General features: G+C 64.2%; 17 protein-coding genes and 8 pseudogenes. 12 read left to right on the forward strand and 13 right to left on the reverse strand.

The window, feature by feature from the left end; all coding sequences use genetic code 11:
- Positions 1-40: 40 nt before the first annotated feature.
- Positions 41-772 carry an RNA methyltransferase gene (locus M0765_RS28825; protein WP_126746107.1) on the reverse strand — a complete coding sequence of 244 codons (732 nt, stop codon included), beginning with the start codon at positions 770-772 and terminating at the stop codon, positions 41-43.
- Between the two features lie 121 nt (positions 773-893).
- On the opposite strand from M0765_RS28825, the pseudogene M0765_RS28830 reads away from it, so the two are divergent.
- The 3 pseudogenes from M0765_RS28830 to M0765_RS28840 all read left to right on the forward strand — a co-directional run bounded on the left by M0765_RS28830 (position 894) and on the right by M0765_RS28840 (position 5,277).
- Positions 894-1,953 (forward strand): annotated as a pseudogene (locus M0765_RS28830) (inositol monophosphatase family protein).
- A pseudogene (locus tag M0765_RS28835) lies at positions 1,953-4,186 on the forward strand (FUSC family membrane protein). Before M0765_RS28830 ends, M0765_RS28835 begins: the two co-directional pseudogenes overlap by 1 nt.
- Positions 4,183-5,277 (forward strand): annotated as a pseudogene (locus M0765_RS28840) (mechanosensitive ion channel family protein). Before M0765_RS28835 ends, M0765_RS28840 begins: the two co-directional pseudogenes overlap by 4 nt.
- Here M0765_RS28840 and M0765_RS28845 read toward each other — a convergent pair.
- Both M0765_RS28845 and M0765_RS28850 read right to left on the reverse strand, forming a co-directional pair.
- Complete coding sequence (locus tag M0765_RS28845) at positions 5,253-6,398, reverse strand: DUF418 domain-containing protein (protein ID WP_446751582.1); 1,146 nt, start codon at positions 6,396-6,398, stop codon at positions 5,253-5,255. The pseudogene M0765_RS28840 and the gene M0765_RS28845 overlap by 25 nt on opposite strands.
- Before the next feature lie 79 nt (positions 6,399-6,477).
- The gene (locus M0765_RS28850) at positions 6,478-7,008 is read right to left on the reverse strand and encodes a MarR family winged helix-turn-helix transcriptional regulator (RefSeq protein ID WP_258501298.1); all 531 of its coding nucleotides are present in this window, start codon (positions 7,006-7,008) and stop codon (positions 6,478-6,480) included.
- 118 nt (positions 7,009-7,126) lie between these two features.
- Here M0765_RS28850 and M0765_RS28855 point away from each other — a divergent pair, with 118 nt between their 5' ends.
- The 3 genes and pseudogenes from M0765_RS28855 (at position 7,127) to M0765_RS28865 (ending at position 10,558) form a co-directional block, all read left to right on the forward strand.
- Complete coding sequence (locus M0765_RS28855) at positions 7,127-8,119, forward strand: Bug family tripartite tricarboxylate transporter substrate binding protein (RefSeq protein WP_258508063.1); 993 nt, start codon at positions 7,127-7,129, stop codon at positions 8,117-8,119.
- A 55-nt stretch (positions 8,120-8,174) separates the two neighbouring features.
- The gene (locus M0765_RS28860; protein WP_258508069.1) at positions 8,175-9,179 is read left to right on the forward strand and encodes a tripartite tricarboxylate transporter substrate-binding protein; all 1,005 of its coding nucleotides are present in this window, start codon (positions 8,175-8,177) and stop codon (positions 9,177-9,179) included.
- Positions 9,180-9,221: 42 nt separating this feature from the next.
- Positions 9,222-10,558, forward strand: a pseudogene (locus tag M0765_RS28865) (sulfatase family protein).
- Positions 10,559-10,792: 234 nt separating this feature from the next.
- Here the strand turns inward: M0765_RS28865 and M0765_RS28870 are convergent.
- From M0765_RS28870 to M0765_RS28895, 6 genes and pseudogenes are all read right to left on the reverse strand, one after another.
- Complete coding sequence (locus M0765_RS28870) at positions 10,793-11,083, reverse strand: hypothetical protein (protein WP_258508070.1); 291 nt, start codon at positions 11,081-11,083, stop codon at positions 10,793-10,795.
- On the reverse strand, positions 11,074-12,354 hold the full coding sequence (locus tag M0765_RS28875; protein ID WP_258508071.1) for an ATP-dependent nuclease: 1,281 nt from the start codon (positions 12,352-12,354) through the stop codon (positions 11,074-11,076). The genes M0765_RS28870 and M0765_RS28875 overlap by 10 nt, the downstream gene beginning before the upstream one ends.
- A gap of 79 nt (positions 12,355-12,433) precedes the next feature.
- A complete protein-coding gene (locus M0765_RS29345) occupies positions 12,434-12,757 on the reverse strand; it encodes a hypothetical protein (protein WP_258508503.1) in 324 nt (107 codons plus the stop codon).
- Between the two features lie 98 nt (positions 12,758-12,855).
- Positions 12,856-13,245: pseudogene (locus M0765_RS29350) on the reverse strand (ATP-binding protein); the annotation flags it as partial.
- A 44-nt stretch (positions 13,246-13,289) separates the two neighbouring features.
- Complete coding sequence (locus M0765_RS28890) at positions 13,290-13,796, reverse strand: hypothetical protein (protein WP_258501362.1); 507 nt, start codon at positions 13,794-13,796, stop codon at positions 13,290-13,292.
- 6 nt (positions 13,797-13,802) lie between these two features.
- Positions 13,803-15,320 carry a ComEC/Rec2 family competence protein gene (locus tag M0765_RS28895; protein WP_258501305.1) on the reverse strand — a complete coding sequence of 506 codons (1,518 nt, stop codon included), beginning with the start codon at positions 15,318-15,320 and terminating at the stop codon, positions 13,803-13,805.
- Positions 15,321-15,550: 230 nt separating this feature from the next.
- On the opposite strand from M0765_RS28895, the pseudogene M0765_RS28900 reads away from it, so the two are divergent.
- From M0765_RS28900 to M0765_RS28910, 3 pseudogenes are all read left to right on the forward strand, one after another.
- Positions 15,551-16,377 (forward strand): annotated as a pseudogene (locus M0765_RS28900) (HDOD domain-containing protein).
- A 190-nt stretch (positions 16,378-16,567) separates the two neighbouring features.
- Positions 16,568-17,137 (forward strand): annotated as a pseudogene (locus tag M0765_RS28905) (PadR family transcriptional regulator).
- Between the two features lie 15 nt (positions 17,138-17,152).
- Positions 17,153-18,000 (forward strand): annotated as a pseudogene (locus M0765_RS28910) (siderophore-interacting protein).
- 132 nt (positions 18,001-18,132) lie between these two features.
- Here M0765_RS28910 and M0765_RS28915 read toward each other — a convergent pair.
- The 3 genes from M0765_RS28915 to M0765_RS28925 form a co-directional block, all read right to left on the reverse strand.
- Positions 18,133-19,110 (reverse strand): magnesium and cobalt transport protein CorA, encoded by a 978-nt coding sequence (locus tag M0765_RS28915; RefSeq protein ID WP_258501310.1) that lies wholly within the window; start codon positions 19,108-19,110, stop codon positions 18,133-18,135.
- A gap of 34 nt (positions 19,111-19,144) precedes the next feature.
- Entirely contained in the window at positions 19,145-19,768 is a 624-nt protein-coding gene (locus M0765_RS28920; protein WP_258508072.1) for a hypothetical protein, read from the reverse strand.
- Positions 19,769-20,045: 277 nt separating this feature from the next.
- Complete coding sequence (locus M0765_RS28925) at positions 20,046-20,444, reverse strand: hypothetical protein (RefSeq protein WP_258508073.1); 399 nt, start codon at positions 20,442-20,444, stop codon at positions 20,046-20,048.
- A 281-nt stretch (positions 20,445-20,725) separates the two neighbouring features.
- Here M0765_RS28925 and M0765_RS28930 point away from each other — a divergent pair, with 281 nt between their 5' ends.
- The 3 genes from M0765_RS28930 to M0765_RS28940 are packed head-to-tail and all read left to right on the forward strand — an operon-like array spanning position 20,726 to position 21,392.
- Positions 20,726-20,866, forward strand: a complete 141-nt coding sequence (locus M0765_RS28930; protein WP_446751618.1) for a DUF3606 domain-containing protein — start codon at positions 20,726-20,728, stop codon at positions 20,864-20,866.
- Entirely contained in the window at positions 20,863-21,108 is a 246-nt protein-coding gene (locus M0765_RS28935; RefSeq protein WP_258501366.1) for a hypothetical protein, read from the forward strand. The genes M0765_RS28930 and M0765_RS28935 overlap by 4 nt, the downstream gene beginning before the upstream one ends.
- Before the next feature lie 2 nt (positions 21,109-21,110).
- Entirely contained in the window at positions 21,111-21,392 is a 282-nt protein-coding gene (locus M0765_RS28940) for a hypothetical protein (RefSeq protein ID WP_258501367.1), read from the forward strand.
- 13 nt (positions 21,393-21,405) lie between these two features.
- Here the strand turns inward: M0765_RS28940 and M0765_RS28945 are convergent.
- Positions 21,406-21,750: SOS response-associated peptidase (locus M0765_RS28945; RefSeq protein WP_258508075.1), on the reverse strand; the 345-nt coding region annotated here is incomplete at its 5' end.

Consider the following 21,750-nt stretch of genomic DNA (forward strand, 5'->3'; position numbering starts at 1 on the left):
GTCTAAAGCCGGCAGTCTTTCGCGCACGCGCGATGGGGTTTTAGCCCTTGCGCGGGCCGTTTGCGGCGTCGGCCATGGCCTTGGCGATGCCCCGCAGGATGTGGATCTCTTCGGGCGTGGGCTGGGCGCGGTTGAAAAGCTGCTGAAGCCGGGGCATCAGCTTCTTCGGCGCCTCGGGGTCCAGAAAGCCGATGTCCACCAATGAGCGCTCCCAGTGCTCGAGCATGCCCGCCACCGCCTTCGCATCGGCCGCCTGCACCGGCGCCGTGGCGTCGCGCACCGCGTAGCCGCCCAGCGCAAGGCGCCATTCATAGGCAATCACCTGGATGGCCGCCCCCAGGTTGAGAGAGCCGAACTTCGGGTCGGTGGGAATGCTCAGGGCCACGTTGCAGCGGTAGACGTCTTCATTGCGCATGCCAAAACGCTCGGAACCGAAGAGAAAAGCCACATGCTGGTCGCCCTGCTGTGCCAGCGGCTCCAGGTGTTCCCGCGGGGTGCGCGTGGGCGGGCCGAAGTCGCGCGGCACCATGGCGGTGGCGCACAGGTGGGTCACCCCGTCGAGCGCCTCGTCCAGCGTTTCGACGATGCGGGCGTTGTTCAGCACGTCGAGCGCGCCGCTGGCCCGCTGGATGGTTTCTTCCCGCCGCAGCACGTTGGCCCACCGGGGCGTTACCAGCACCAGGTCGTCGAAACCCATGGTCTTCATGGCGCGGGCGGCGGCGCCCACATTGCCTGCGTGGCTGGTCTGGATCAGGATAAAACGGGTGCGCATGGAGGGTTTGGAGGCACGAAACGGGCGGAGCCGGTAAAATGACCGATTCTCGCCGCCCGCATCGCCGGGCCGCAGGGTCGCCTCCAGGGGACCTCCTCCACCGTTCTTCTCACAATCCAGAATGTCGTCCCCCAACCTGCATCCCATGCTCAATGTGGCCGTCAAGGCCGCACGCGCCGCCGGCGCCATCATCAATCGCGCCGCACTCGACGTCGAAGCCGTGCGCATTTCGCAAAAGCAGGTCAACGACTTCGTCACCGAAGTCGACCACGCCAGCGAGCAAGCCATTATTGAAACGCTGCTTGGCGCATACCCGGGGCACGGCATCCTGGCCGAAGAATCGGGCACCCAGCACGGTGCAAAAGATTCCGACTACGTCTGGATCATCGATCCGCTCGACGGCACCACCAATTTCATCCACGGCTTTCCGGTCTACTGCGTTTCCATTGCGCTGTCGGTGCGCGGCAAGATCGAGCAGGCGGTCATCTACGACCCGAGCCGCAACGACCTGTTTACCGCCACCAAGGGCCGAGGCGCCTACATGAACGAGCGCCGCATCCGCGTCTCGAAGCGCACCAAGCTCAGCGAATGCCTGGTTTCGACCGGCTTTCCGTTTCGCACGGGCGACAACTTCAAGCAGTACCTGGCCATCATGGCCGACATGATGCCCCGCATGGCGGGCCTGCGCCGCCCTGGCGCAGCCGCTCTCGACCTGGCCTACGTGGCCGCCGGCTTTACCGACGGCTTCTTCGAAACCGGCCTCAACCCCTGGGACGTGGCCGCGGGCTCGCTGCTGGTCACCGAGGCCGGCGGCCTGATCGGCAATTTCACGGGCGAGCCCGACTTTCTGGAGCAGCGCGAATGCCTGGCCGGCGCCCCGCGCATCTACGGCCAACTGGTGCCGCTGCTTGCCAAGCATTCCAAGTTTGCCGGCATCGATGACAAGATGCGCGCCAGCGACCGCGTGCGCGCCGTGTCCGCAGCAGCGCCCCAACGCCGACGAATCGGTCGACCTGTATGCGCGCAGCACGGTGCCCGACCTGCCCGCCGCATCGCTCGACGGCGAAGCGCCCGCTCCCGCGGCCGCGCCGGCAGCACCGGTGTCGCGGAAACTCACGCGCATTCGCCGCGACGCGCCTGCCGACGGCAGCCCCTCCGAAGGCGACGCTTCCGCCAAGTGATGCAGGGGCCCGGTGCCGCCCTTCGCTTTCGTGCGGCGCTGCGTGTTGCGCTGAGCCAGTACGTCGCCAACGGCTTCAGCGTTGCGCTCGGCCTGCTGGTCATCTCGGCCGGCGCGCATTTTTGGCTCGGCACCATTGCCGCTTCCGCAGCCGCGGTGGGCGTGATCGTCACCGCCCCGCCCGACCTGCCCGGCCCGCGCCGCGGCAAGTTCTTCCAGATGCTGCCGGCCCCGCTGATCGGGCTGCCGCTCTTCTTTCTGGTGCAGCTGCTGCACACCGCGCCCATTCGCCTTGGGCTGGTGCTGGTGCCCGCCACCTTCGTCGCCTTTCTGGCCATGGCATGGGGCAAGCGCGGCATTCCCATTGCCATTGCGGTGATGTTCTCGATGGTTTTCTCGATGGCCACGCCCGCGCCGAGCGGCATGGCCGAGGCGTTGGAGCGCACCTGGCACTTTGGCCTTGGCGCCGGCCTCTACGTGATCTGGGCCAACCTGGCCAACCATGCGCTTAACGGGCGCTACCGGGTGCAGTCGGTGTCGGACGTGCTGTATTCGCTGGCCGCGCTAATGCGCACCGAGGCCACGCAGTTCACGCCGCGCGACGACACGAGCGACATCCGCGAAACCCCTGCACCCTTGCTCGGCCGGCTGCTGCGCGAACAGGCCGCGCTGGCCGACCAGCTGCAGGCCACGCGCGACATCGTGCTCGAGTCGCCGCGCACGCCGCGCCGGCAGCGGCTGGCCGCCATGCTGGTGATCGTGCTCGAAATGCGCGACCAGCTGCTTGCGAGCGAGCTCGACCTGGACGCGCTCAAGAGCCACCCCGCGCATGCCGAGGCACTCATCGAGATGCGCCGCGTGCTCGAAGAGCTGGCCGACGAAACCACCGCGCTCGGCGACTCATTGCTCATGGGCCGCCACCCCGAGCCGGTGGCCGACCGCCGGCCGCGCCTTGCATCGATTCACCTTCCCGCCGAAGAGCACGCGGCAAGCCACGGCATGCCCGGCCCCAACGCCGCCATGCTCGCGCGCGGCCTGGCAAGCCGCATCGGCCACATCAACGACGAGGTGCTGCGCCTTTCGGCCATGGCGCGCGGCGATGCCGAGCCCAACCTGGCCGTGGTGCGGGCCAACTGGCAGATGTTCGTGAGCCCGACCGACTGGTCGCTGCGGCCCTTCTCACGCTGTGGAGCTGGGACGCGCCGCCGCTGCGGCATGCCATTCGCGCCGCGCTGGCCATTGCGGCCGGTTACGCCATTGCGGTGTCGCTGCCCTGGGGTTCGCATGACTACTGGATCTTGCTGACCATTGTGGTGGTGCTGCGCGGCAGCCTTTCGCAAACGCTGGAGCGGCGCAACAGCCGCGTGGCCGGCACGCTGCTGGGCTGCGTGCTGGCGGTGGGCCTGCTTTCCGCGCACCCGTCGCCGCTGCTGCTGCTGGCCTTCGTTACGGTGTCGCAGGCCATTGCGCACAGCTTTGCGGTGCGGCGCTACCTGATTACGGCAGTGGCGGCCACCGTGCTCGGCCTGTTGCAGGCGCACATGCTCAACACCGGCGCCGCGCCCATCTTTGCGCTCTTCGAGCGCATTGCGGATACGCTCATCGGCGCCGCGCTGGCATGGGGCTTCTGCTATGTGCTGCCGTCATGGGAGCGCGGGCAGATTCCGGCGCTGGTGGCGCGCACGCTCACGGCGCAGGCACGCCATGCACGCCTGGCGCTGGGCCTGGGCCAGCTGCAGGCAGTCGACAGCAGCCCCGAGCTCGAATGGCGGCTTGCGCGCCGCGAGGCCTACGACAGCCTTTCAGCGCTGGTGCAGGCCACGCAGCGTTCGCTGTCAGAGCCGCGTGCGGTGCAGCCGCCGCTCGAGCCGCTGGAGCACCTGCAGGCGCACAGCTACCAGTTGCTCGCGCAGCTCAGCGCCGTAAAATCGATGCTCGTGCTGCGGCGCGACCGGCTCACCCCGGGCGAAATCGAAGGCCCGCTCGCGCGCACTGCACAGCGCATCGAAGCAGCCATCGGCACCGCGCCCACCACCGGTCCCACGCTGCCCGAAAGCCCCGGCTCCACCACCGTGGGCGGCCCGATTCCCCTGCCAGACCCCTTCGACAACGACATCAGCCCCTGGCTGCTGCGCCGCCTCGATCTGGCCACGGCACTCGCTACGCAGCTGCGCGACGACGCGGCGCGCATTCTTCAACCCCTGGAGACACAAGCCACGACCACCGCTCAATGACCGAAGAGATGCTTGCCCACCCCTGGTTCGGCACCTGGCTCGCAGCCGTGATTGCCGTTCCGCTCGCGCTGCTTGTTCACCGTCTCGGCGGCCTTGTGCTGATGCGAATCACCCGTCCGGCGCCCGCGCTGCATTCGATGGTGATCAACTGCAAACCCGTGGCGCGGGTGGTGCTGCCCCTTTGGCGCTGCTGCTGGTGTTCCAGGCCGCGCCGAGCGATCTTCGCTTCATAGGCAGCGTGCGGCACCTCAACGGCCTGCTGCTGATTGCCGCCACCACGTGGCTGGCGGTAAAGGCCATCAGCGGCTTTGCGGACGGCGTGCTCGCGCAGCACCCGTACGACGTGGAAGACAACCTGCACGCGCGCCGCGTGCTCACCCAAACCCGCGTGCTTGCGCGCACCGCCATGTCGATGGTGCTGGTGGCCGGCGGCGCGATGATGCTGATGACTTTTCCGGGCGCGCGGCAGGTGGGTGCGAGCCTGCTGGCCTCGGCGGGCGTGATCGGCATCGTGGCCGGCCTGGCGGCTGCCGGTGTTCAGCAACCTGATTGCCGGGCTGCAGATTGCGCTGGCCCAGCCCATACGCATCGACGACGTGCTGGTGGTCGAGGGCGAGTGGGGCCGGGTCGAAGAGATTACCGGCACCTTTGTGGTGGTGAAGATCTGGGACGACCGGCGCTTGATCCTGCCGCTGAGCTACTTCATTGAAAAACCTTTTCAGAACTGGACGCGCAGTTCGTCGCAGCTGCTGGGCGCGGTTTTCGTCTATGCCGACTACGGCATGCCACTGCAGCCGCTGCGCGCAGAGGTCGAGCGCATCGTGAAATCGGCGCCCGAGTGGGACGGCCGGTTTTTCAACCTGCAGGTAACCGACGCCACCGAGCGCACCATGCAAATTCGGGTGCTTTGCACCGCCGGCAATTCCAGCCTTGCCTTCGATTTGCGCTGCAAGGTGCGCGAAGGGCTCATCGACTTCATGCAGCGGGAGTACCCGCAGTTCCTGCCCCGGATGCGCATCGAAAGCGATGGCAAGCCGGGCCGGCAAGACACTCAGGACATGCAGCGTCAGCCCGTGCCGTCGCCGCGCTGACCCGCAGCGTGGCTGCGGCGGCGCAGCGGCGGCAGCTGCAGGTTGGTGAACGCCCGCAGCAGCCACTCCGCGGGGCCATACGCAAAGTTTTGCATCCACCAGCGGCTCAGAACCAGGTTGCCCGCAAATATGGCCAATGCGACGCCAAAGGTTGCCAGCGGCCCGATGGTGCCGATCCACCGCAGCCCGTAGGCCAGAAAGATCCACGCGCAGACCAGCGATTGCAGCAGGTAGTTGGACAGCGCCATGCGCCCCGCAGGCGCCAGCCATTGCGCCAGCACGCGGCCAGGCCCGGTCTGGAACACCAGCAGCATGCCGGCTGCATAAGCGGCCGCCAGGAACGGTGCCGTCAGCAGCGTGGCCGCCAAGCCCTGGATCTGGCGCGCCACATCGTTCAGCCGCATGGCAGGCAAGGCATAGACCAGCGCACCCGGCACGCCGACGAGCAAGCCCCAGAACAACACCCGCCGCAGCAGCTTGCCATGCGCCTCTGCATGCGCGAGCAACCCGCGCTTGCCGGCAATGAACCCCGCAAAGAACATGGCCAGCGCCTCGGGTGCCTGTACCAGCGCGGTGATCCACCACACCTGCGACAGGTCGCGCAGGTGCTGCACCATCACCATGGTCGGCGAGGCACGGTAGGCGGCCAGCGCCCTGGCCGCGTCGGCGTAGGCGGCTTCGTTGGCCAGCCGCATGTCCGCATGCGTTACCAGATAGCCAACGGCGGCCCACGCCAGCGACACAAGCAGCACCAGCCCGATGGCCGCGCACGCCATGAACACATCGCCCCGTCGCCGCAGCAACAGCAGCACCGCGCCCAGCACCGCATATGTGGTGAGGATGTCGCCGTAATAGAGCACCACGGCATGCAGCACGCCGATGACCCACAGGCCCACCAGCCGCCGCACCATGCGCGGCGCAAAGCGCTTGCCGTCGCGCTCCGCCGCCCGCATCTGCAGCGTGAAGCTGTAGCCGAACAAAAACGAGAACAGCAGGTAGAACTTGGTCTCGAACACAAACGCCCGCACGAACGAGGCGCTGCGGTCGGCCAGCGAAACAGCGAGCGGATCGGGAATGCCCAGGCCGTAGTAGGTAGATGCGAAGCTTGCGATGTTGACCACCAAAATGCCCAGCAGCGCAAGCCGCGCAGCGCATCGACCAGGTGCTGGCGCTCGTTCGTCGTTTCTTTCGGGGCAGGCGTCATTCAGGCTTTCTTGGCTTCAGGGGTAGATTGGCGCCACCCGCGCCGCGGCGGCCGCGGTCTGCCTTGGGCAGCACCGCCTCTTCGACCATGCGCTCCGCCCGGGCGTGCAGGCGGTGCAGCGACTCGTCGAGCCGCGCCGCGTCGTCGTCGCTCAACGCGCCCAGCAGCTCGGTGTTGATTTGCGTGACCAGCGGAAACAGCTCTTCATACAGCGCCTGCCCGCTTTCGGTGAGCCCCAGCCGCACCTGCCGCCGGTCGCCCGGCCGCACCACGCGCGACACCAGGTGCTTGGCGACCAGCGAACCGACCGCCTTGGAGGTGCGGGCCCGGTCCAGTTGCGCATGCTCGGCCAGCTCGGAAGAACTGAGCTCGCCGCGGCTTGCCAGCACCGCAACCAGCCGCCATTCGCGCCGGGTAATGCCAAAGCGCCCCTCGCACAGCCGGATGACCATGCTGCCCGCCACCGACAGCAGGCGCGACAGCCGGTACAGCAGCAAATCGTCCAGCGGGCGGCGCGGCGCGGTCATTTGGGGGTTAGTCCGGGGATGGTTGATTAGATCAATCGAATGTAGCGTCTCTAAAGTCGTTCGCAGCCGCGGCACCTGGGCCGAGCGGCGCCACCGAACGAGAACCGGAGACATCGACATGCCCTGCCCTGATTTCGACCGCCGCCAGATCGTTGCCGCCCTGGGCGGCCTTGCGCTGGCTCCGCTTGCACCATTGGCCAACGCACAGGCGTTTACGCCCGGCCAGCCCATCAAGGTGCTGATTGGCGTGCCCGCCGGCGGCACGCAAGACGTGCTGACCCGCGCCATTGCAGAGCAGGTGCGCGACACGCTCGGCCCGCTCATCGTGGACAACCGCTCGGGCGCGGCGGGCCGCATTGCGGTGGAAGCGGTAAAAACCGCGGCGCCCGACGGCCGCACCCTGCTGTTGGGCACCGCCAGCATGATGACCATGTTTCCAAGCGCCTACCGCCAGCTGTCGTACGACCCGATCAAGCGACTTTGTGCCCATCATCAATGCGGCGCGCTTCGAGCTGGCGCTGGTCGTGCACAAGGACGTGCCGGCCAACACGCTGGCCGAGTTCATCGCCTGGGCCAAGGCGCAGGGCGACAAGCTGAGCTTTGCTTTTACGGCGCCGGAACGCCTTCGCACTTCTTGGGTGAAATGCTCAACCGCGCGGCCGGGCTCAAGATGGTTCATGTGCCGTACCGCGGCTCTACGCCGGCACGGCAAGACGTGATGGGCGGCTCGGTGCCCGTGTACTTCGACACCATTGGCGGCGCGCAGCAGCTGCTGCCTTCGGGCCGCGTGAAGGTGCTGGCCACCAGTGGCGACAAGCGTTCTCCGCTGATGCCCAACCTGCCCTGCTTTGTAGAGAGCGGCTACAAGGACGTGGTGGCCACCGCCTGGTTTGCCTACTACGCGCCCCTTAAGACGCCGCAGCCCATCGTCGACAAGCTGCGCGCCGAATTCACCCGCGCCATCAATTCGCGCGAAGTGCGCCAGCAACTGCTGCAGAACGGCATGTACCCCGTGGGCGACAACAGCGACGCACTCTTGAAGACCATGCGCGAAGACACGGCACGCTGGGCAGGCATCATGAAGGCCGTGAACTTTCAGGCCAACGATTGACTGAACGACTGAACAACCAAACGACACTGATCGACTGAACGAGGAGGAACCCGACATGCTGAACAACACCCCCACCAACACCCCCATCACCCGCCGCCTTGCCGCGCTGCTTGCCGCAGCCGGCCTCATGGCCTCCATGGCCGCCGTAGCCCCCCAGGCAAGCGCGCAAGCGCTCGACAGCCCGCTGCACATCGTGGTCGGCTACGCACCGGGCGGTGCCACCGACCGCGTGGCGCGCATCGTCGGCGACAAGCTGGCAGCGCGCCTGGGCGTGCCCGTGGTGGTCGACAACAAGCCCGGCGCCGGCGGCCGCCTTGCGGCCCAGCAGGTCAAGAACACCCCCGCCAGCCAGAACGTGCTGATGCTTGCCAACCCCGCCGTGATGGTGGTGGCGCCGCTCGTCTTCAAGCGACAACAACTACGACCCCGAGCGCGACTTCGTGCCCGTGTCGCACGTCAACGCCTACGACTTTGCGCTGTCTGTGTCGCCCACCTGCCGGTGCGCGAACTCAACCATTTGCTCGCCTGGATGCGCGCCAACCCCAACCAGGCCAACGTGGGCGTGCCCGCCACCGGCAGCCTGCCGCACTTCTTCGGCCTGATGGTGGGCGAAAAAGCCAAGGTGCAGACGCAGATCATCGGCTACCGCGGCTCGGCCCCGCTGCTGAACGACCTCATCGGCGGCCAAGTGCCGATTTCGGTCGACACCGAAGACGTGGTGCTGCCGCAGCACAACGCCGGCAAGCTGCGCATCCTGGCCCTTTCGGGCGCCAAGCGCTCGCCCTTTGCGCCCAACATTCCCACCTTCAAGGAAGCCGGCCTCGACCTGGCCGCCACCGGCTGGAACACCTTCTTTGCGCCCGCCAGCATGCCCAAGGACAAGGTCGAACGCCTGTCCAACATGATTCGCGACGTGATGCAAGACGCCGACACCCAGCGCAAGTTCAAGGACGCTGGCATGACCCCCGTGGTGAGCACGCAGGCGCAAACCGCCGCAATGCTCAAGGCCTACAAGGCGCAGTGGGCGCCCGTCGTTCAAAAGTCTGGCTACCAGCCCTGAACAACCGCCTCGCTTCAGACAGACCGACAGACAGACAAGCACATGAAAAGACCCAACATCATCTTCATAGTGGCCGACGACCTCGGCTACGCCGACCTTGGCTGCTATGGCGGCCGCGACGCCGCATTCGGCCCCGTGTCGCCCGTGCTCGACGGCCTGGCCGCCAACGGCTTGAAGCTCACCCAGGGCTACTCGAACTCGCCCGTGTGCTCGCCCACCCGCTTTGCCATGATTACCGCGCGCTACCAATACCGCCTGCGCGGCGCGGCCGAAGAGCCCATCAGGAGCAGCAGCCGCGGCAGCACCACGCTCGGCCTGCCCACCGACCACCCCACCCTGCCGTCATTGCTGAAGGCCGGCGGCTACCAGACCGCCCTCATCGGCAAATGGCACCTGGGCTACCCGCCCCACTTTGGCCCGCTGCGATCGGGGTACGACGAATTCTTCGGTCCCATGTCGGGCGGCGTCGACTACTTTACGCATTGCGACTCCACCGGCCAGCACGACCTGTGGTTTGGCGAAGAAGACAAGAAAGAAGACGGCTACCTGACCGACATTCTTTCGAAACGCGCAGTCGACTACGTCGAATGCATGGCCGCCAAACAGAAGCAGGAAGAAGGAAAAGAAGCCCCTTCTTCTTGAGCCTGCACTACACCGCCCCCCACTGGCCGTGGGAAACCCGCGACGACGCAGACAAAGCGCCCACCGTCAAAGACAACCTCTTCGACCTGGCCGGCGGCAACATTCATGTGTACCGCCGCATGATCCATCACATGGACGAAGGCATCGGCTGGATCATGGCCGCGCTCGAAAAGCACGGCATGGCCGACAACACCCTGGTGGTGTTTACCAGCGACAACGGCGGCGAACGTTTTTCAGACAACTGGCCCCTGGTCGGCGGCAAGATGGACCTGACCGAAGGCGGCATCCGCGTGCCATGGATCGCGCACTGGCCCGCAGTGATCGCCAAGGGCAGCGAGAGTACGCAACTCTGCATGACCATGGACTGGTCCGCCACCATGCTCGACGCGGCCGGCGTGAAGGCCGATGCGACCTACCCGCTCGACGGCGTGTCGCTGATGCCTGTGCTGAAGGATGCGAAGCACAGCTTCCGCAGGCCGCTGCACTGGCGCATGAACCATCGCGGGCAGGAAGCGATGCGCGACGGGGACTGGAAGTACCTGAAGGTGGATGGGAACGAATACCTGTTCAACATTCCGGCTGATGAGCGCGAGCGGGCGAATCTGGGGAAGAAGGAGCCGGAGAGGCTGGCTGCGATGCGCGAGGAATGGGCGGCTTGGAACGCGACGATGCCTGGGATTCCGGAGGATGCGACTGTTAGTTTGGGGTATTCGGTTAAGGATATGCCGCAGAGGTAGGACGGAGTGGGCATGGGTCGGTGGCTGCTTAAGACTAAAAACAGTCGTTGACGTCCAAGGTTCGAGCGACCGGTATTCGTGAGACCGGGCATCTGCGCCGCTAGCATTGCCGTCGTCAACCGCTTGCGGCGATGCGGAGCAGGACCACCCGGATAGTTTCGTGCCTCGCAACCGCGGCATCCTGGCAACGACAACCCTAGACGCTCGGCAAAGTTCTGCCGCTGCAAATGATCGTCAACGACTTCGCTCCCTGGTCATGGCGACATAAAGGTCTTTGGTACCGAGCGAGTCGGCGTCCAAGATCACCGCATGGTCGTACTCGAGCCCCTTGACCAGCAACGTCGTGCCAATGAGCTTCTGGTGCCTGATCGGCCTGCCCGTGTGCCGCATTTCCCTCTGGTACAGGTTCGCCGCTTCAAGGAACGTCGCCCCTGCCCCGTCTATGTGCAGCTTCAGGACGTTCATGAAGCGGTAGAGCAAATCCCGACGGTAGGCCGCAGTCTCAGGGTTGTCCCTCAGCAGCAAGACAAAGGCTTTGAGGTTCTTGCTCGTCGGAGTCGTGAGATACAGGTTCGCCGCCGCCAGCAACTCGGGATACTTCGTGGCCTTCGTCTCCTTGGCAAGGCGCTCTTCTCGTTCGTTAAGAAGCTTGACTCGGCGAAGACCACGAAGGCCAGGTTCCTGCACGTCGTGGACTTCGCCAAGGACTGCTTCACCGCCGTCGACAAGGCGCTGACCGCTGGCACCAAGCTTGGCAACATTGGATCCGCGAAAGCAGGCGTCAACGTCTTGAACCACTGATCACCGCGGGTTGTGTCTTTGAACCAACCTGCCTTCTTCGCCGCCAACCCAATGTCGGCTCGCAGCTTGGCACTCTCAACCCACTTTCCAATGTCTTGATCCAAATCGGCCATAAACCGCGAGCGCACCTGGTCGTATGCGGGGAAACTCAACACATCCTGCGCAAGCTCGACGCTATCGATCACGCTGGCCCACGGCAAATCCTGAAAAGCCCGTTCCTCCAACGACAACTTGCCGTCCCATACCGTCACGGGAATGCCAAGAGCAACGAGCTCGGCCACGTCAGCCGGTGAGAACTGGTCGTCAGCGTCGGCGTCGGCAAGAACCGCCACTTCATAGCAGAGCGACTTGAAGGCTTTCGCCAGTGCCCTGACCTTGTTGCCGCTGGCCGCATTGAGCAGGGACAGGCCGTGGTACGAAAACGGATCTTTGCCCTTGCCTAGCTGGTAGTCGTCAAAGCCCCTCAAGAAGCCCACCTCCGTGGCCCCCTCGCAAACGAGAACCTTCTTTGCCAAGAACGCTTCCGTGCTGGACCGAATCTTCCCCTGAACTTCGTGCTCTTTGAGACTGTCGGATGCGGCCGAAATGATCTGAACACTTCCGTCCTTGCTGTGGACTATGTAGAGCTCGCCCACGGTGAGTTCACGAAGCACGACAGGTGAATGGGTCGTCAGGAAATACTGACCCCGCTTGTCCTCTCGCACGTGCTTCAAGAGCCGAGAAATGCGGTGAGGCTCAAGCCCGAATTCAACCTCGTCAAAGAGCGTCACATGGCCTTCTTCAAGGCCCATTTTCTGAATGCCGCACAACAGCATTCGCCGTGACCCCAGACCCAACTGGCGAAGCGGAATGTCGCCGTCATGAAGAGCGAGGCCCCTGACCTTCAGGTTCACCGAACTCAGATCCAAGTGGGCCTTATAGGCGTCCACAACAGGCACCCCCAAAATCTTTGCCACCTCCTGAGACTTCACCGCAGCAGCGTCAAAGTTCTTCAAGGTGTTGGGCCTGTCAGCGTCAAGTGAGGTCCGGGCCGTTCTTGAAGCATTGGCAAGCAACTCGTTCAAGCTCTGGGCTTCAGTAAGCTTCGCCACGGTTCGTGACCCACCAAGCTATGCCGTGCTGCTTGGTCGTCTTGTCGGCCTTGCCGGTGTCAATGTGATAAATCTTGGCCGTGCCGTAGCCGGGCACTTCAACGTCCACAATCGAGAGGGACGACTTGCTGATGTCGGCAAACGAAATGGGAGTGCCGTTCAGGCTGACCTTGAAGGACGGGTTAGCAAGGAACCGACCACCAAGGAGCTCTCTGGCCTGTTCAACCGTGAGGTTGGTCTGACGGATTTCGCCTTCGCCTGTGATCGTCGTGCCATGCCCTTCAACACCCTTCTCAACGAACTCCACGAGTTCAGTGATGAGGGGCTTGTTGGCCGTGCGGCTGACCTTGTAGACGATCTTTGGCCGTCCTTGACAGAGGTGACGACGTAGTTCTTGGTGAGGCAGAAGCTAGCGAAGCGGCCCTTGCCGTTCTTGCCGAAGACGAAGCGTGGAAGACCTTCTACACCTGGTGGGGGTGCCGCCGTGAGTCCGGTCTTGGCGATACGGTCATAGGACATGGCACGCCAGATGTAATCGAACTCGGCCTTGGTCATTCCCTTACCGTTGTCCGAAATGGAGAACTGCTTGTTCTTCTTCGAATCGGGCCAGCTTATGTCGACCTTCGTCGCATAGGCGTCCCAGCAGTTGGCAACGAGCTCAACGATGGCCGTGCTGGGGTTGGTGATGATGGAGCCAGCCCAGCTTTCAAGAAAGCGGTTTTCATAAAAAATGTCTTCCTGCTGCACAGACCGCCCCCCATTTTTATTGCAATGAGATCCATCCGACGCCCACACCTTCGCTAAGCTGATGGCGGCTAGGGCCAAAGGCTAAGGTTCAATCACGAACCAATGGTTCGTCTTGTCATAGTGAGCGTATTCTCCGCCACCCACGTGTAATTCGCACTTCGGAGAACCATGCGTGGAATTTCTCGTCGGAAAAATAGCTGCTGCTCTCGGCAAGCAAGCTGTTGGCCGTGGCTCGTTCCAAGCTTGTACTGAAGTAGCTGATCTCTTGTTGCGAGATAGATCCCGCCGAACTTGAGCGTGTTTTTGCCCCTCGACATGTTTAGGAGCGTATGCACGCCATGAGCAGCAAAGCTGCTTCCCAGCCATTCGGGCGAGTGGGCCGGTCCGTTGAAGAAAGCTGCCGTTGGCGGCCCGGGATCGAAAGACGGTTCACGCTGCATACCGGACTTCGAGCCCGTCACCTCGACGCACAGCTGGGTACATGCCTCGATATATGACACACGCCAAGGCCCGCATGACGCCTCCGCGCTCCGCACGCACATGAGAGAGGAGAGGGGCAGGTCGGGACCTTCGCCGCCTTGTTCGACGTAAATGTCCATTGCCCCTCAATCCTCCCGAACCAGCACATCTCCCTCAAACCGATACCGAAAATAGAACCACTTCTCAATCTCCGACTTAGTCTCGATCCGAAAAGCCGTAATCAGCCTTTCTCCATCCGTCTTCAGATAGATCGCGCCATACACCTCGACGTTGCTGCGCGCGAGCTGTTTCACATCGGCCTTCAACTGCGCAACCTTGTCTTGCGAGAGCGTGCCGGCGGCCAGCTTGTCGATGCCGGCCATCAGCGCGTCGACGGAGCTCTTGTTCTCCATGGCGCGCGAAGAGCGCTGGAGCTCGGTCGAAAGAATGACGGGCGCGCCGCCGCGGCCGAAGCGGCCCAAGCGGCCGAGCAGGTCGGGCCTGGGGTGGATGTGGCCCTCTTCGTCTCCTGACGAAATGATGAAGGCGGCAGGGTTCACGGCATCCAGAAACGCATCGGTCACCTTTTCGGAGCCGTGGTGGCAAGACTTCATGATGTCTGACCTGAAGATGTCTCGCGCCTTGGTCACCATGTCGTCGTAGGCGGGCGTGCCTGCTTTCGGAAACTTGTTATCTACGGTGCCGGTGTAGTGCTGCAGCAAGAATTTTTCGGCGCCTTCGTTCAAATCGCCGCCGAACAACACGCTGAACTTGCCGTACTGCAGGCGCAAGATGACGGAGTGGCCGTTCTTGGTTTCGTTGTACGAGCCCAGCTGCCGCAGCGCGGGGGTGCTGTCTGGGCCTTCTTCAACCACGGGCGCAAGCACGCGTATGGTGTAGCCGCGGTCGTCCGACGGGGCAAAGCCGGGCATCCAGGCGGTGTCGTCTTCTATCGTCGCGTGCTGGGCCGAGAGCATGCAGATGTCCTGGATCTTCGGGTTGCTTAGCGCGGCCTTCATGACTTGCGGAAAGAGGTGGGTGGTGCCCGCGTTTCCGAAGATGGTCTTCACGGTGGCGTAGTCGGCGGCAAGGTCGCCAATGTAGGCAACCGATGCGCCGTTTTCCTTCACGGGTTTGCCGCCGAGCTTTTCCCACGTGCCGCTCACGGGCCGCTCGACAAGGCCGCTGTGATACACGGTGCCAAAGCCGATGCCTGGGTCGGCAAAGATGTCCTTGAAGCCCAGGTAATGGTCGCTGTCGGGGTGCGTCATTACCGCGGCGGCAAAGTCGAAGCCGCGGTAGGTCTGAAACCTGGCGGCAAGAAAGGCGCGCATGTTGCCGCCCTCTCCGGCGTCGATGACGACGATGCGTTCATCGCCGCCGGTCTCGGGCGAAATGAGCACGGCGCCGTCGCCCTGGCCCACGTCGACAAAGATGATTTCGAGCGGTCGGCGGGCGACTGTGTCTTCTTTGGGGATGTAGAGGGTGCGCCGCTTGGCGGGCGAGCGGGCGGCCCAGTCGATTTCCAGCCAGCCGTCGCCAAGATCTTTCTTGACCTTGAGGAAGTCGCCCCAGATGACTTCGCGGATCTTTTTCTTCTTGTCGTCGAAGAGGTGAACGGGGCTTCCGTCCGCGCGCAAATTGACGAATCGGTGTGCTGCCATGCGCCCGCCTCCTCTTTTTGACGAATCCCGCACTTTTAGCAGCGCGGGGGTGCAGGCGCATCACTCAAAAGCGGTATGGCAATAGGCAGGCGGCTCCGGACAATGGCGGCTGTGTTGCTGGAAGTCTGCATTCGGACTATGGGAGTTGACCCGATCCCTGAAGACATCAACATGTAACACTATAGTTGCAGCACAATTCCGGGCAGCGAAAACTACAGCCTGAGATCGCCATGACCCTGGACGAACTGTTTGCCGAAAGCCATTTGCTTCCCACGGTGCCCAAGGTGGTGTTCGACTTGATCGAGCTCTTGCGCAACGAGGACGCCTCTATTCCCGTGGTTGCACGCAAGGTCGAGCTCGACCAGGTGCTGACGGCGCGGGTGCTGCGCATGGCCAACTCTCCGTACTTCAGCTGCGCCGCAAAATCCTCTCGATCCAAGACGCGATCCAGCTGCTGGGTTTCTCGTCGATCCGCTCGCTGGTGGTGAGCTCCGGCCTTACGGGCACGTTCCGCAAGGTCGAGGGGGTGCATCTGCCGTCTTTCTGGTCGCACAGCCTGCGCGTGGCGGCGGTGGCGCGCTACCTTGCCGGCAAGACCCGCAGCGTGGACCAGAGCCTTGCGTTCACCGTGGGCAGCATGCACGCCATCGGCCACCTGATCATGGCCGGCGCCATGAAGGAGCAAATGGCCAAGCTCAACGCCGTGCACCCGTTCGACATGATGGGCCGGCTCGAGGTCGAACGGCAGAAGTTCGGCTTTCACTACGGCGAAGTGGGCGCCCGGCTGGCTGCCCGCTGGGAGTTTGCGCCCGAGTTCATCAGCGCCCTCTCTTGCTTTGCCAACCCGATGGAGGCCGAGCAGGTCGACCCGTTGGCCAATGTTCTGCACCTTGCCGTCTGGCGCGTTGCGCTGGAGCGCGAAGGCCTGCGCATTGGCGACTCGCAGCACGTGTGGCCGGCCCAGTCGGCGGATGCCATCGGCATTTCTGAAGACGTGATGCAAGACATGCCGGCGCCCCGCGAGCTGGCGTCCGATCTGGAATCGATGATCGCCTGATCGTCGTTTGACCGTGCGTTGAGGGTGGCGCCTGCCGCCCCGTTTTGCCTGGCTTCGGCCAGCGCCTCCTTCTCTCCCCTTCCCCTGATCGAGCCTTGAACGGTGCCGCACGACGATGCGGCAGGCACAGTCGTTTGACTTTTTTAGATATATCGAAAATAATTTCGACATACTTCGAGAGGACATCGATATGCGACACCCCCACTTCGGCCACCACCATCACCACCACTGCCACACGCCCCGTGGCGAGCACGAAGACGGCCTTTCGGGTGGCCGTGGCGGGCGCGGCGGCGGGCGGGTGTTCGGCCATGGCGGCCTGCGTTTTGTGCTGCTGCGGCTCATTGCCGACAAGCCGGCCCACGGCTACGAACTCATCAAGGCCATTGAAGACCGCCTGGGCGGCAGCTATGCGCCGAGCCCCGGCGTGGTGTACCCCCACGCTCACGCTGCTCGAAGAAATGGGCTACCTGAGCGTGGAAACTGCCGACACCGGCGGGCGCAAGCGCTACAGCATCACGGCCAGCGGCCAGGAGTTTCTGGCCGCCAACAGCGACACGGCCGACGCGATGATGGCCCGCATGAACGGCGGCGTAGACGGTGCCGGCCCGCGCGGCGGGCGCCCGCCGCAGGTGACGCGCGCTATTGAGAACCTGAAGCTCGCCATGCGCATGCGCCTTTCGGGCCCGCCCTCACAGAACAACAAGCCCACGATTTCGCCGCGGTGCTCGACAGCGCCGCCCAGCAACTGGAACGCATCTAGAAAGCTTTTTCTGAAATGACCGACTTCTCGACCGACACATCTCCCGCTTCTTCTTCCCGGCCCGACCGCACGCCGCGCCGCGTGCGGCACGAGCTTCGTTTTCGGCAGCTCACGGTAAAAACGGTGCAGCGCGTCACGCCGCACCTGATCCGCGTCACGCTCACCGGCGATGACCTTGCGGGCTTTACGAGCCTGGGCTTCGACGACCACGCGAAGATCTTTTTCCCGATGCCGCAACCGGCAAGCTCACGCTGCCTACCGTGGGGCCTGACGGCCCGGTGTGGCCCGCAAGCGGCCGGCCGACCATGCGCGACTACACGCCGCGCCGGTATGACGCACAGGCCAACACGCTGGAGCTCGACTTTGCGCTGCACGAAGCCGGCCCGGCCACCCAATGGGCCGAACGGGCCAAGCCGGGCGACATGCTCGGCGTGGGCGGGCCGCGCGGCTCGTTCATCGTGCCGACCGATTTCGACTGGCACTTGCTCATCGGCGACGACACCGCCCTGCCCGCGATCGCACGGCGCCTGGCCGAGTTGCCGGCCGGTGCGCGCGTGGTGGTGCTGGCCGAGGTAGACAGCGAGGCGGACCAGGTGCCGTTCGAAACGCAGGCCGAGCTCACGCTGCAATGGGTGCACCGCAAGGGCGCTGAACCGGGGCTGAGCCCGGTGCTGCTCGATGCACTCAAGGCAATGAAGCTGCCGGCCGGCGACTTTCACGCCTGGGTGGGGTGCGAGTCGGCCATTGCGAAGGCCCTGCGCGCGCACCTGGTGGGCGAGCGCGGCGCCAATCCGAAGTGGGTTCGCGCGTCAGGCTACTGGCGCCGCGGTGCCGTGGCTACGCACGACACGCACGACGAGTAAGCGCCTTGGTTTTGCTCCTTCCCTTCCGGGGAAGGTTGGGATGGGGGCACGTGGCATATCAAGCGTTCGCTGCCTCGATACGCCGCCTGCCCCCACTCCCTGCCCTCCCCGGAAGGGGAGGGAGAAAGAAATTCAGAGCCAGCCGGCGCGCCTGAAGCGGTAGTAAAGATAGCTGCAGGTGCCGCCCATCAGCACCAGCGCGGCCGCATAGCCGTAGCGAAGTTTCAGCTCTGGCATGTGCTCGAAGTTCATGCCCCAGATGCCGGCAAACGCGGTGCACACCGCAAAAATGCTGGCCCAGGCGGCAAGCCGCTTGGTCACTTCGCTCTCTTCGATGGTGACCATCGACAGGTTCACCGAAATGGCCGTACCAATGGTGTCGCGCATCGCGTCTATGGAGCCGTTGATGCGCACCAGGTGGTCGGCCACGTCGCGAAAGTATTCCTGCGAACTCACGCAGATCTGCGGCACGCGTCCGCCGTGCAGCTTGCCGGCCGCCTCGGTCAGCGGAGCCACCGCGCGCTTGAGGATCATGCTGCGCCGCTTCAGGTCATAAAGCTGCTTGATCTTGTCGCGCGCCGCGCCGCCCTGGGTAAAGATCTGCTGCTCGATGGATTCAAGCTCCACCTCGAGCGCGTCGATCACCGGAAAGTAGCGGTCGACCACCGCATCCATCAGCGCATAGAGCACAAAGCCCGCGCCGTTGCGGAGCAAGTCGGGCTCGCGCTCGCAGCGCTCGCGCACGCCCAGAAAGCCCTGCTGGCTGCGGTTGCGCACTGAAAGCACGTAGTTCTTGCCGACGAACACGTCGACCTCTCCCACGTTCACGCAATGAGCGCCTTCGGTAGAGGGCTCGACGAGGTGCATCACCACGAAGAGCGAGTCGCCGTACTCCTCGACCTTGGGGCGCTGGTGGCCGTGATGGGCGTCTTCGACCGCCAGCGGATGCAGGTTGAACTCGTCCTTCATCTGCGCCAGCTCTTCCGGCGTGGCGTCGCTCAGCGCCACCCACACAAAGCAGCCGGGGCGGGTGATGTATTCGCTGATGTCCTCGACCGGGATGTCGGCGAGCTTGGCGCCGTTTTCGTAGGCCACGCAGTTGATCAGCATCGGTACTCGTCCATGGTCAATCTTTGAATCGGAGTCAGGCCGCCGCGGCCGGATTCGAAGCGGCCGCCAGCGCCGCGGTGGCGGCCAGCGAAGCTTCGATGGCCTGCGTCTCGCTCTTGAGCAGCGCCAGGCCTTTCTCGGCCAACGCAGAGTGGCTTGCAACGTCGGCCCACAGGCTGGCTGCGGCTTCGGCGCAGGTCAACGATGTGAAGCGGATGCGGCCCTTTGCCAGTTCCGTGAAGCGCTTCTCGCGCAGGGGGTCGGCCCGGTCCCAGGCGCCGCCGATGAGCACTCGCCTGCCGCGCTTGACGCGGGGTTCCAGCTCGGCAAAGAACGGCAGCTTGGCGGACACCCAGCCCAGCATTCCGGAGTTCAACGCGGTGTCGAACGCCGTTGGGGCGGTGTGGGCCTTCGCAAAGCTGCGCAATGTGCCGAGCGTGTAGAGCAGCGGGTCTTTCGGCCCGGCTGCACCGCCTTCCACCGGCCTGATGACGGGCGGGCTGTTGCCTGCGCGCCCGTCGGGCCGCTTCGATTTGCGCAAGTCGGCAAGCTGGGCAGGCGACATGCAGAGGTACAACGCGGCAAACTCTGCGGGCAAGGTGGCGGTGTCGGGCAGCGCGTCCGCTTCAGGGCCTTTGAATTCATCCGGGTGAGCCATGGGCGCCTTGTTCTTCACGCGGGGTTTGCGTCGGCGGATTTTAGAGCGGCGGGTGCGCGCCGGCCGGCCGCAACCGCCGCAATGTGCACCGGCTTGCCGCTCGCTCGTCCCCGATAATCGCCCGAGTGAAAACGACGACTGCCCAACCCTCCCTCGACCAGCGACTCTCAGGCCACACGCCCATGATGGCGGGGCGTTTGCTCTAGGGGAAACCGAGAGGTCGGGCGAAAAGCAACGCTAGAAGTTACGCCGAATTGCATCGGCCAAATGCGAGCGATCAGCCGAGTTTCGGCAGTCCAAAACCGAAGCCGAAGACAGGTCCGCTCTTCTTCGTTTTGACGTGCTCGGGCTCTTCCTCGCGCGGTCCCACGTCGAGGTCGTCGATCATCTTCTGCAGCTCAAGCAGGCCGGCGGCCATGGCGGCTTTGTAGGTGCCCATCGACCTCGATTGCTGCTTGAGCACGTGCCAGTCCTCGCCGTACTGTTCGATCAGACGCCAGCGGTAGGCGCCCTCTTCTTCCTCGACGACGGTGACGGCGATTCTGCGGAGGTCAGGCATGGCCGCATGCTCCGGCAGCTTTCGACGGATCGGTGTCGGACAGGCGCGAAAGCTCTGCGCCGCTGCCAGCAAAAAATGCCCGGCGCACAGCCGGGCGGAATCGTCGTGTCGCAACATCAACGGCCCCAGCAATGAACGAAAACCCCTGGGGCACCGACACCCTAAAAGGCGAAACAGGTCCCACGTGTCAGACGCGGCCGGCTTCTTCGATCATCGCCCTTGGCGAGCCGATGGCCAGCGCGACGTAGGAGAGCCACTGTCAGGAAGAAACGGCAACTGGTTACGGCCCCAGTGCTTCGACGGGGCGATTGTGCGTACAGCGCGCCCCGTTTGGCGCTGCGCCATCAGGAGCAAAACATGGCTGACGACCCGAAAAGACCGGACTGGATCGCAAACTCATCTCCCTCGACGAGCCGCACGAGGTTCGTTCATGGACCGATAGCCTCGGCTGCACGGAAGATCAACTTCGATTCGCCGTGCAGACGGTCGGCAACTCTGCAGATGCCGTGCGGAAGTACCTCGCCGAGAGGCCAAAGTGACCCACCTCCGACGAATCGCCCTCCACGTCGACGAACCCGACCCCGGCCACTTTTATTGGGTGCTCATGGAGGAAGGCGACGACGCCAGCCAATGGTTAGAACTTGAATCGGCTGATGAGCCCACCGAGATGTGGATCGACGCGTTCCAGGCCGGCACGGCAGCACTGCTGGGCTATGTGCCAGACGAACGCATCGGCCCGCGGACTGCAGACGACGACGAAGATGCGAGCCCAGTGGGTTGACCATGTGGAAGCCGGACAACCCCATCGTCATCGCCGGCGACGTCCTGACGGACCAAGAAGCGTGGTGGCTCGAATTTTCGAGAGAGTTTCAGGAGCTGTGCGAAGGGATGGTCGACCATGAATGGCTCGCTGGATTTGCCGCGACCCTCTACCCATTGAACAGCGATCGCCCGCCGCGCGAGTCGGCTCTCGTGGCGTTCGCGACGCTGAGCTATGAGTTTCCGGAAACGGAAGCGGAGCCATCCGAGGGGCCGGCACTGGACCCCAAGACCGGCTTGCACTGATCCGACCGGCTGCTCACAGCAGCAATTGATCTTCTGGAGGCTCAGCGGCGGCCTTCTTGGGTGGGAGAGGCTCTGGAGTCATAACCAGGCGCTCGGCCGGGTACTGGCGCATGAACTCGAAGGATTCCTGCGGCGTGGCGTCGAGCCAGGGCTCGAACTGAGCCGGCGGCAGGATCACGACCATGCGCTTGTCCTGCATGTGGGGTGGCCGCTTCGGGTCTGGCCGGTGCATGTGCATGAAGAGCGGGTGCGTATCGGCGTTGATCGTGAGCATCGTGAAGCTCGACTCCCATTCACCTGTCGCCGGGTTCTTCCACGGCGACCAAAGGCCGGCCACGCCGATGGCGTCGTCGTTGGC

Origin of the sequence: Variovorax sp. S12S4, assembly GCF_023195515.1 — a bacterium.
Lineage (GTDB): Bacteria > Pseudomonadota > Gammaproteobacteria > Burkholderiales > Burkholderiaceae_C > Variovorax.

Excerpts from the sequence above, each read along its gene's own strand:
- M0765_RS28925 (WP_258508073.1), bottom strand. The coding sequence starts at position 20,444 with ATGTTGCGACACGACGATTCCGCCCGGCTGTGCGCCGGGCATTTTTTG.
- M0765_RS28860 (WP_258508069.1), top strand. The coding sequence starts at position 8,175 with ATGCTGAACAACACCCCCACCAACACCCCCATCACCCGCCGCCTTGCC.
- M0765_RS28855 (WP_258508063.1), top strand. The coding sequence starts at position 7,127 with ATGCCCTGCCCTGATTTCGACCGCCGCCAGATCGTTGCCGCCCTGGGC.
- M0765_RS28850 (WP_258501298.1), bottom strand. The coding sequence starts at position 7,008 with ATGACCGCGCCGCGCCGCCCGCTGGACGATTTGCTGCTGTACCGGCTG.
- M0765_RS28920 (WP_258508072.1), bottom strand. The coding sequence starts at position 19,768 with ATGGCTCACCCGGATGAATTCAAAGGCCCTGAAGCGGACGCGCTGCCC.
- M0765_RS28890 (WP_258501362.1), bottom strand. The coding sequence starts at position 13,796 with ATGGACATTTACGTCGAACAAGGCGGCGAAGGTCCCGACCTGCCCCTC.
- M0765_RS28895 (WP_258501305.1), bottom strand. The coding sequence starts at position 15,320 with ATGGCAGCACACCGATTCGTCAATTTGCGCGCGGACGGAAGCCCCGTT.
- M0765_RS28940 (WP_258501367.1), top strand. The coding sequence starts at position 21,111 with ATGTGGAAGCCGGACAACCCCATCGTCATCGCCGGCGACGTCCTGACG.
- M0765_RS28915 (WP_258501310.1), bottom strand. The coding sequence starts at position 19,110 with ATGCTGATCAACTGCGTGGCCTACGAAAACGGCGCCAAGCTCGCCGAC.
- M0765_RS28825 (WP_126746107.1), bottom strand. The coding sequence starts at position 772 with ATGCGCACCCGTTTTATCCTGATCCAGACCAGCCACGCAGGCAATGTG.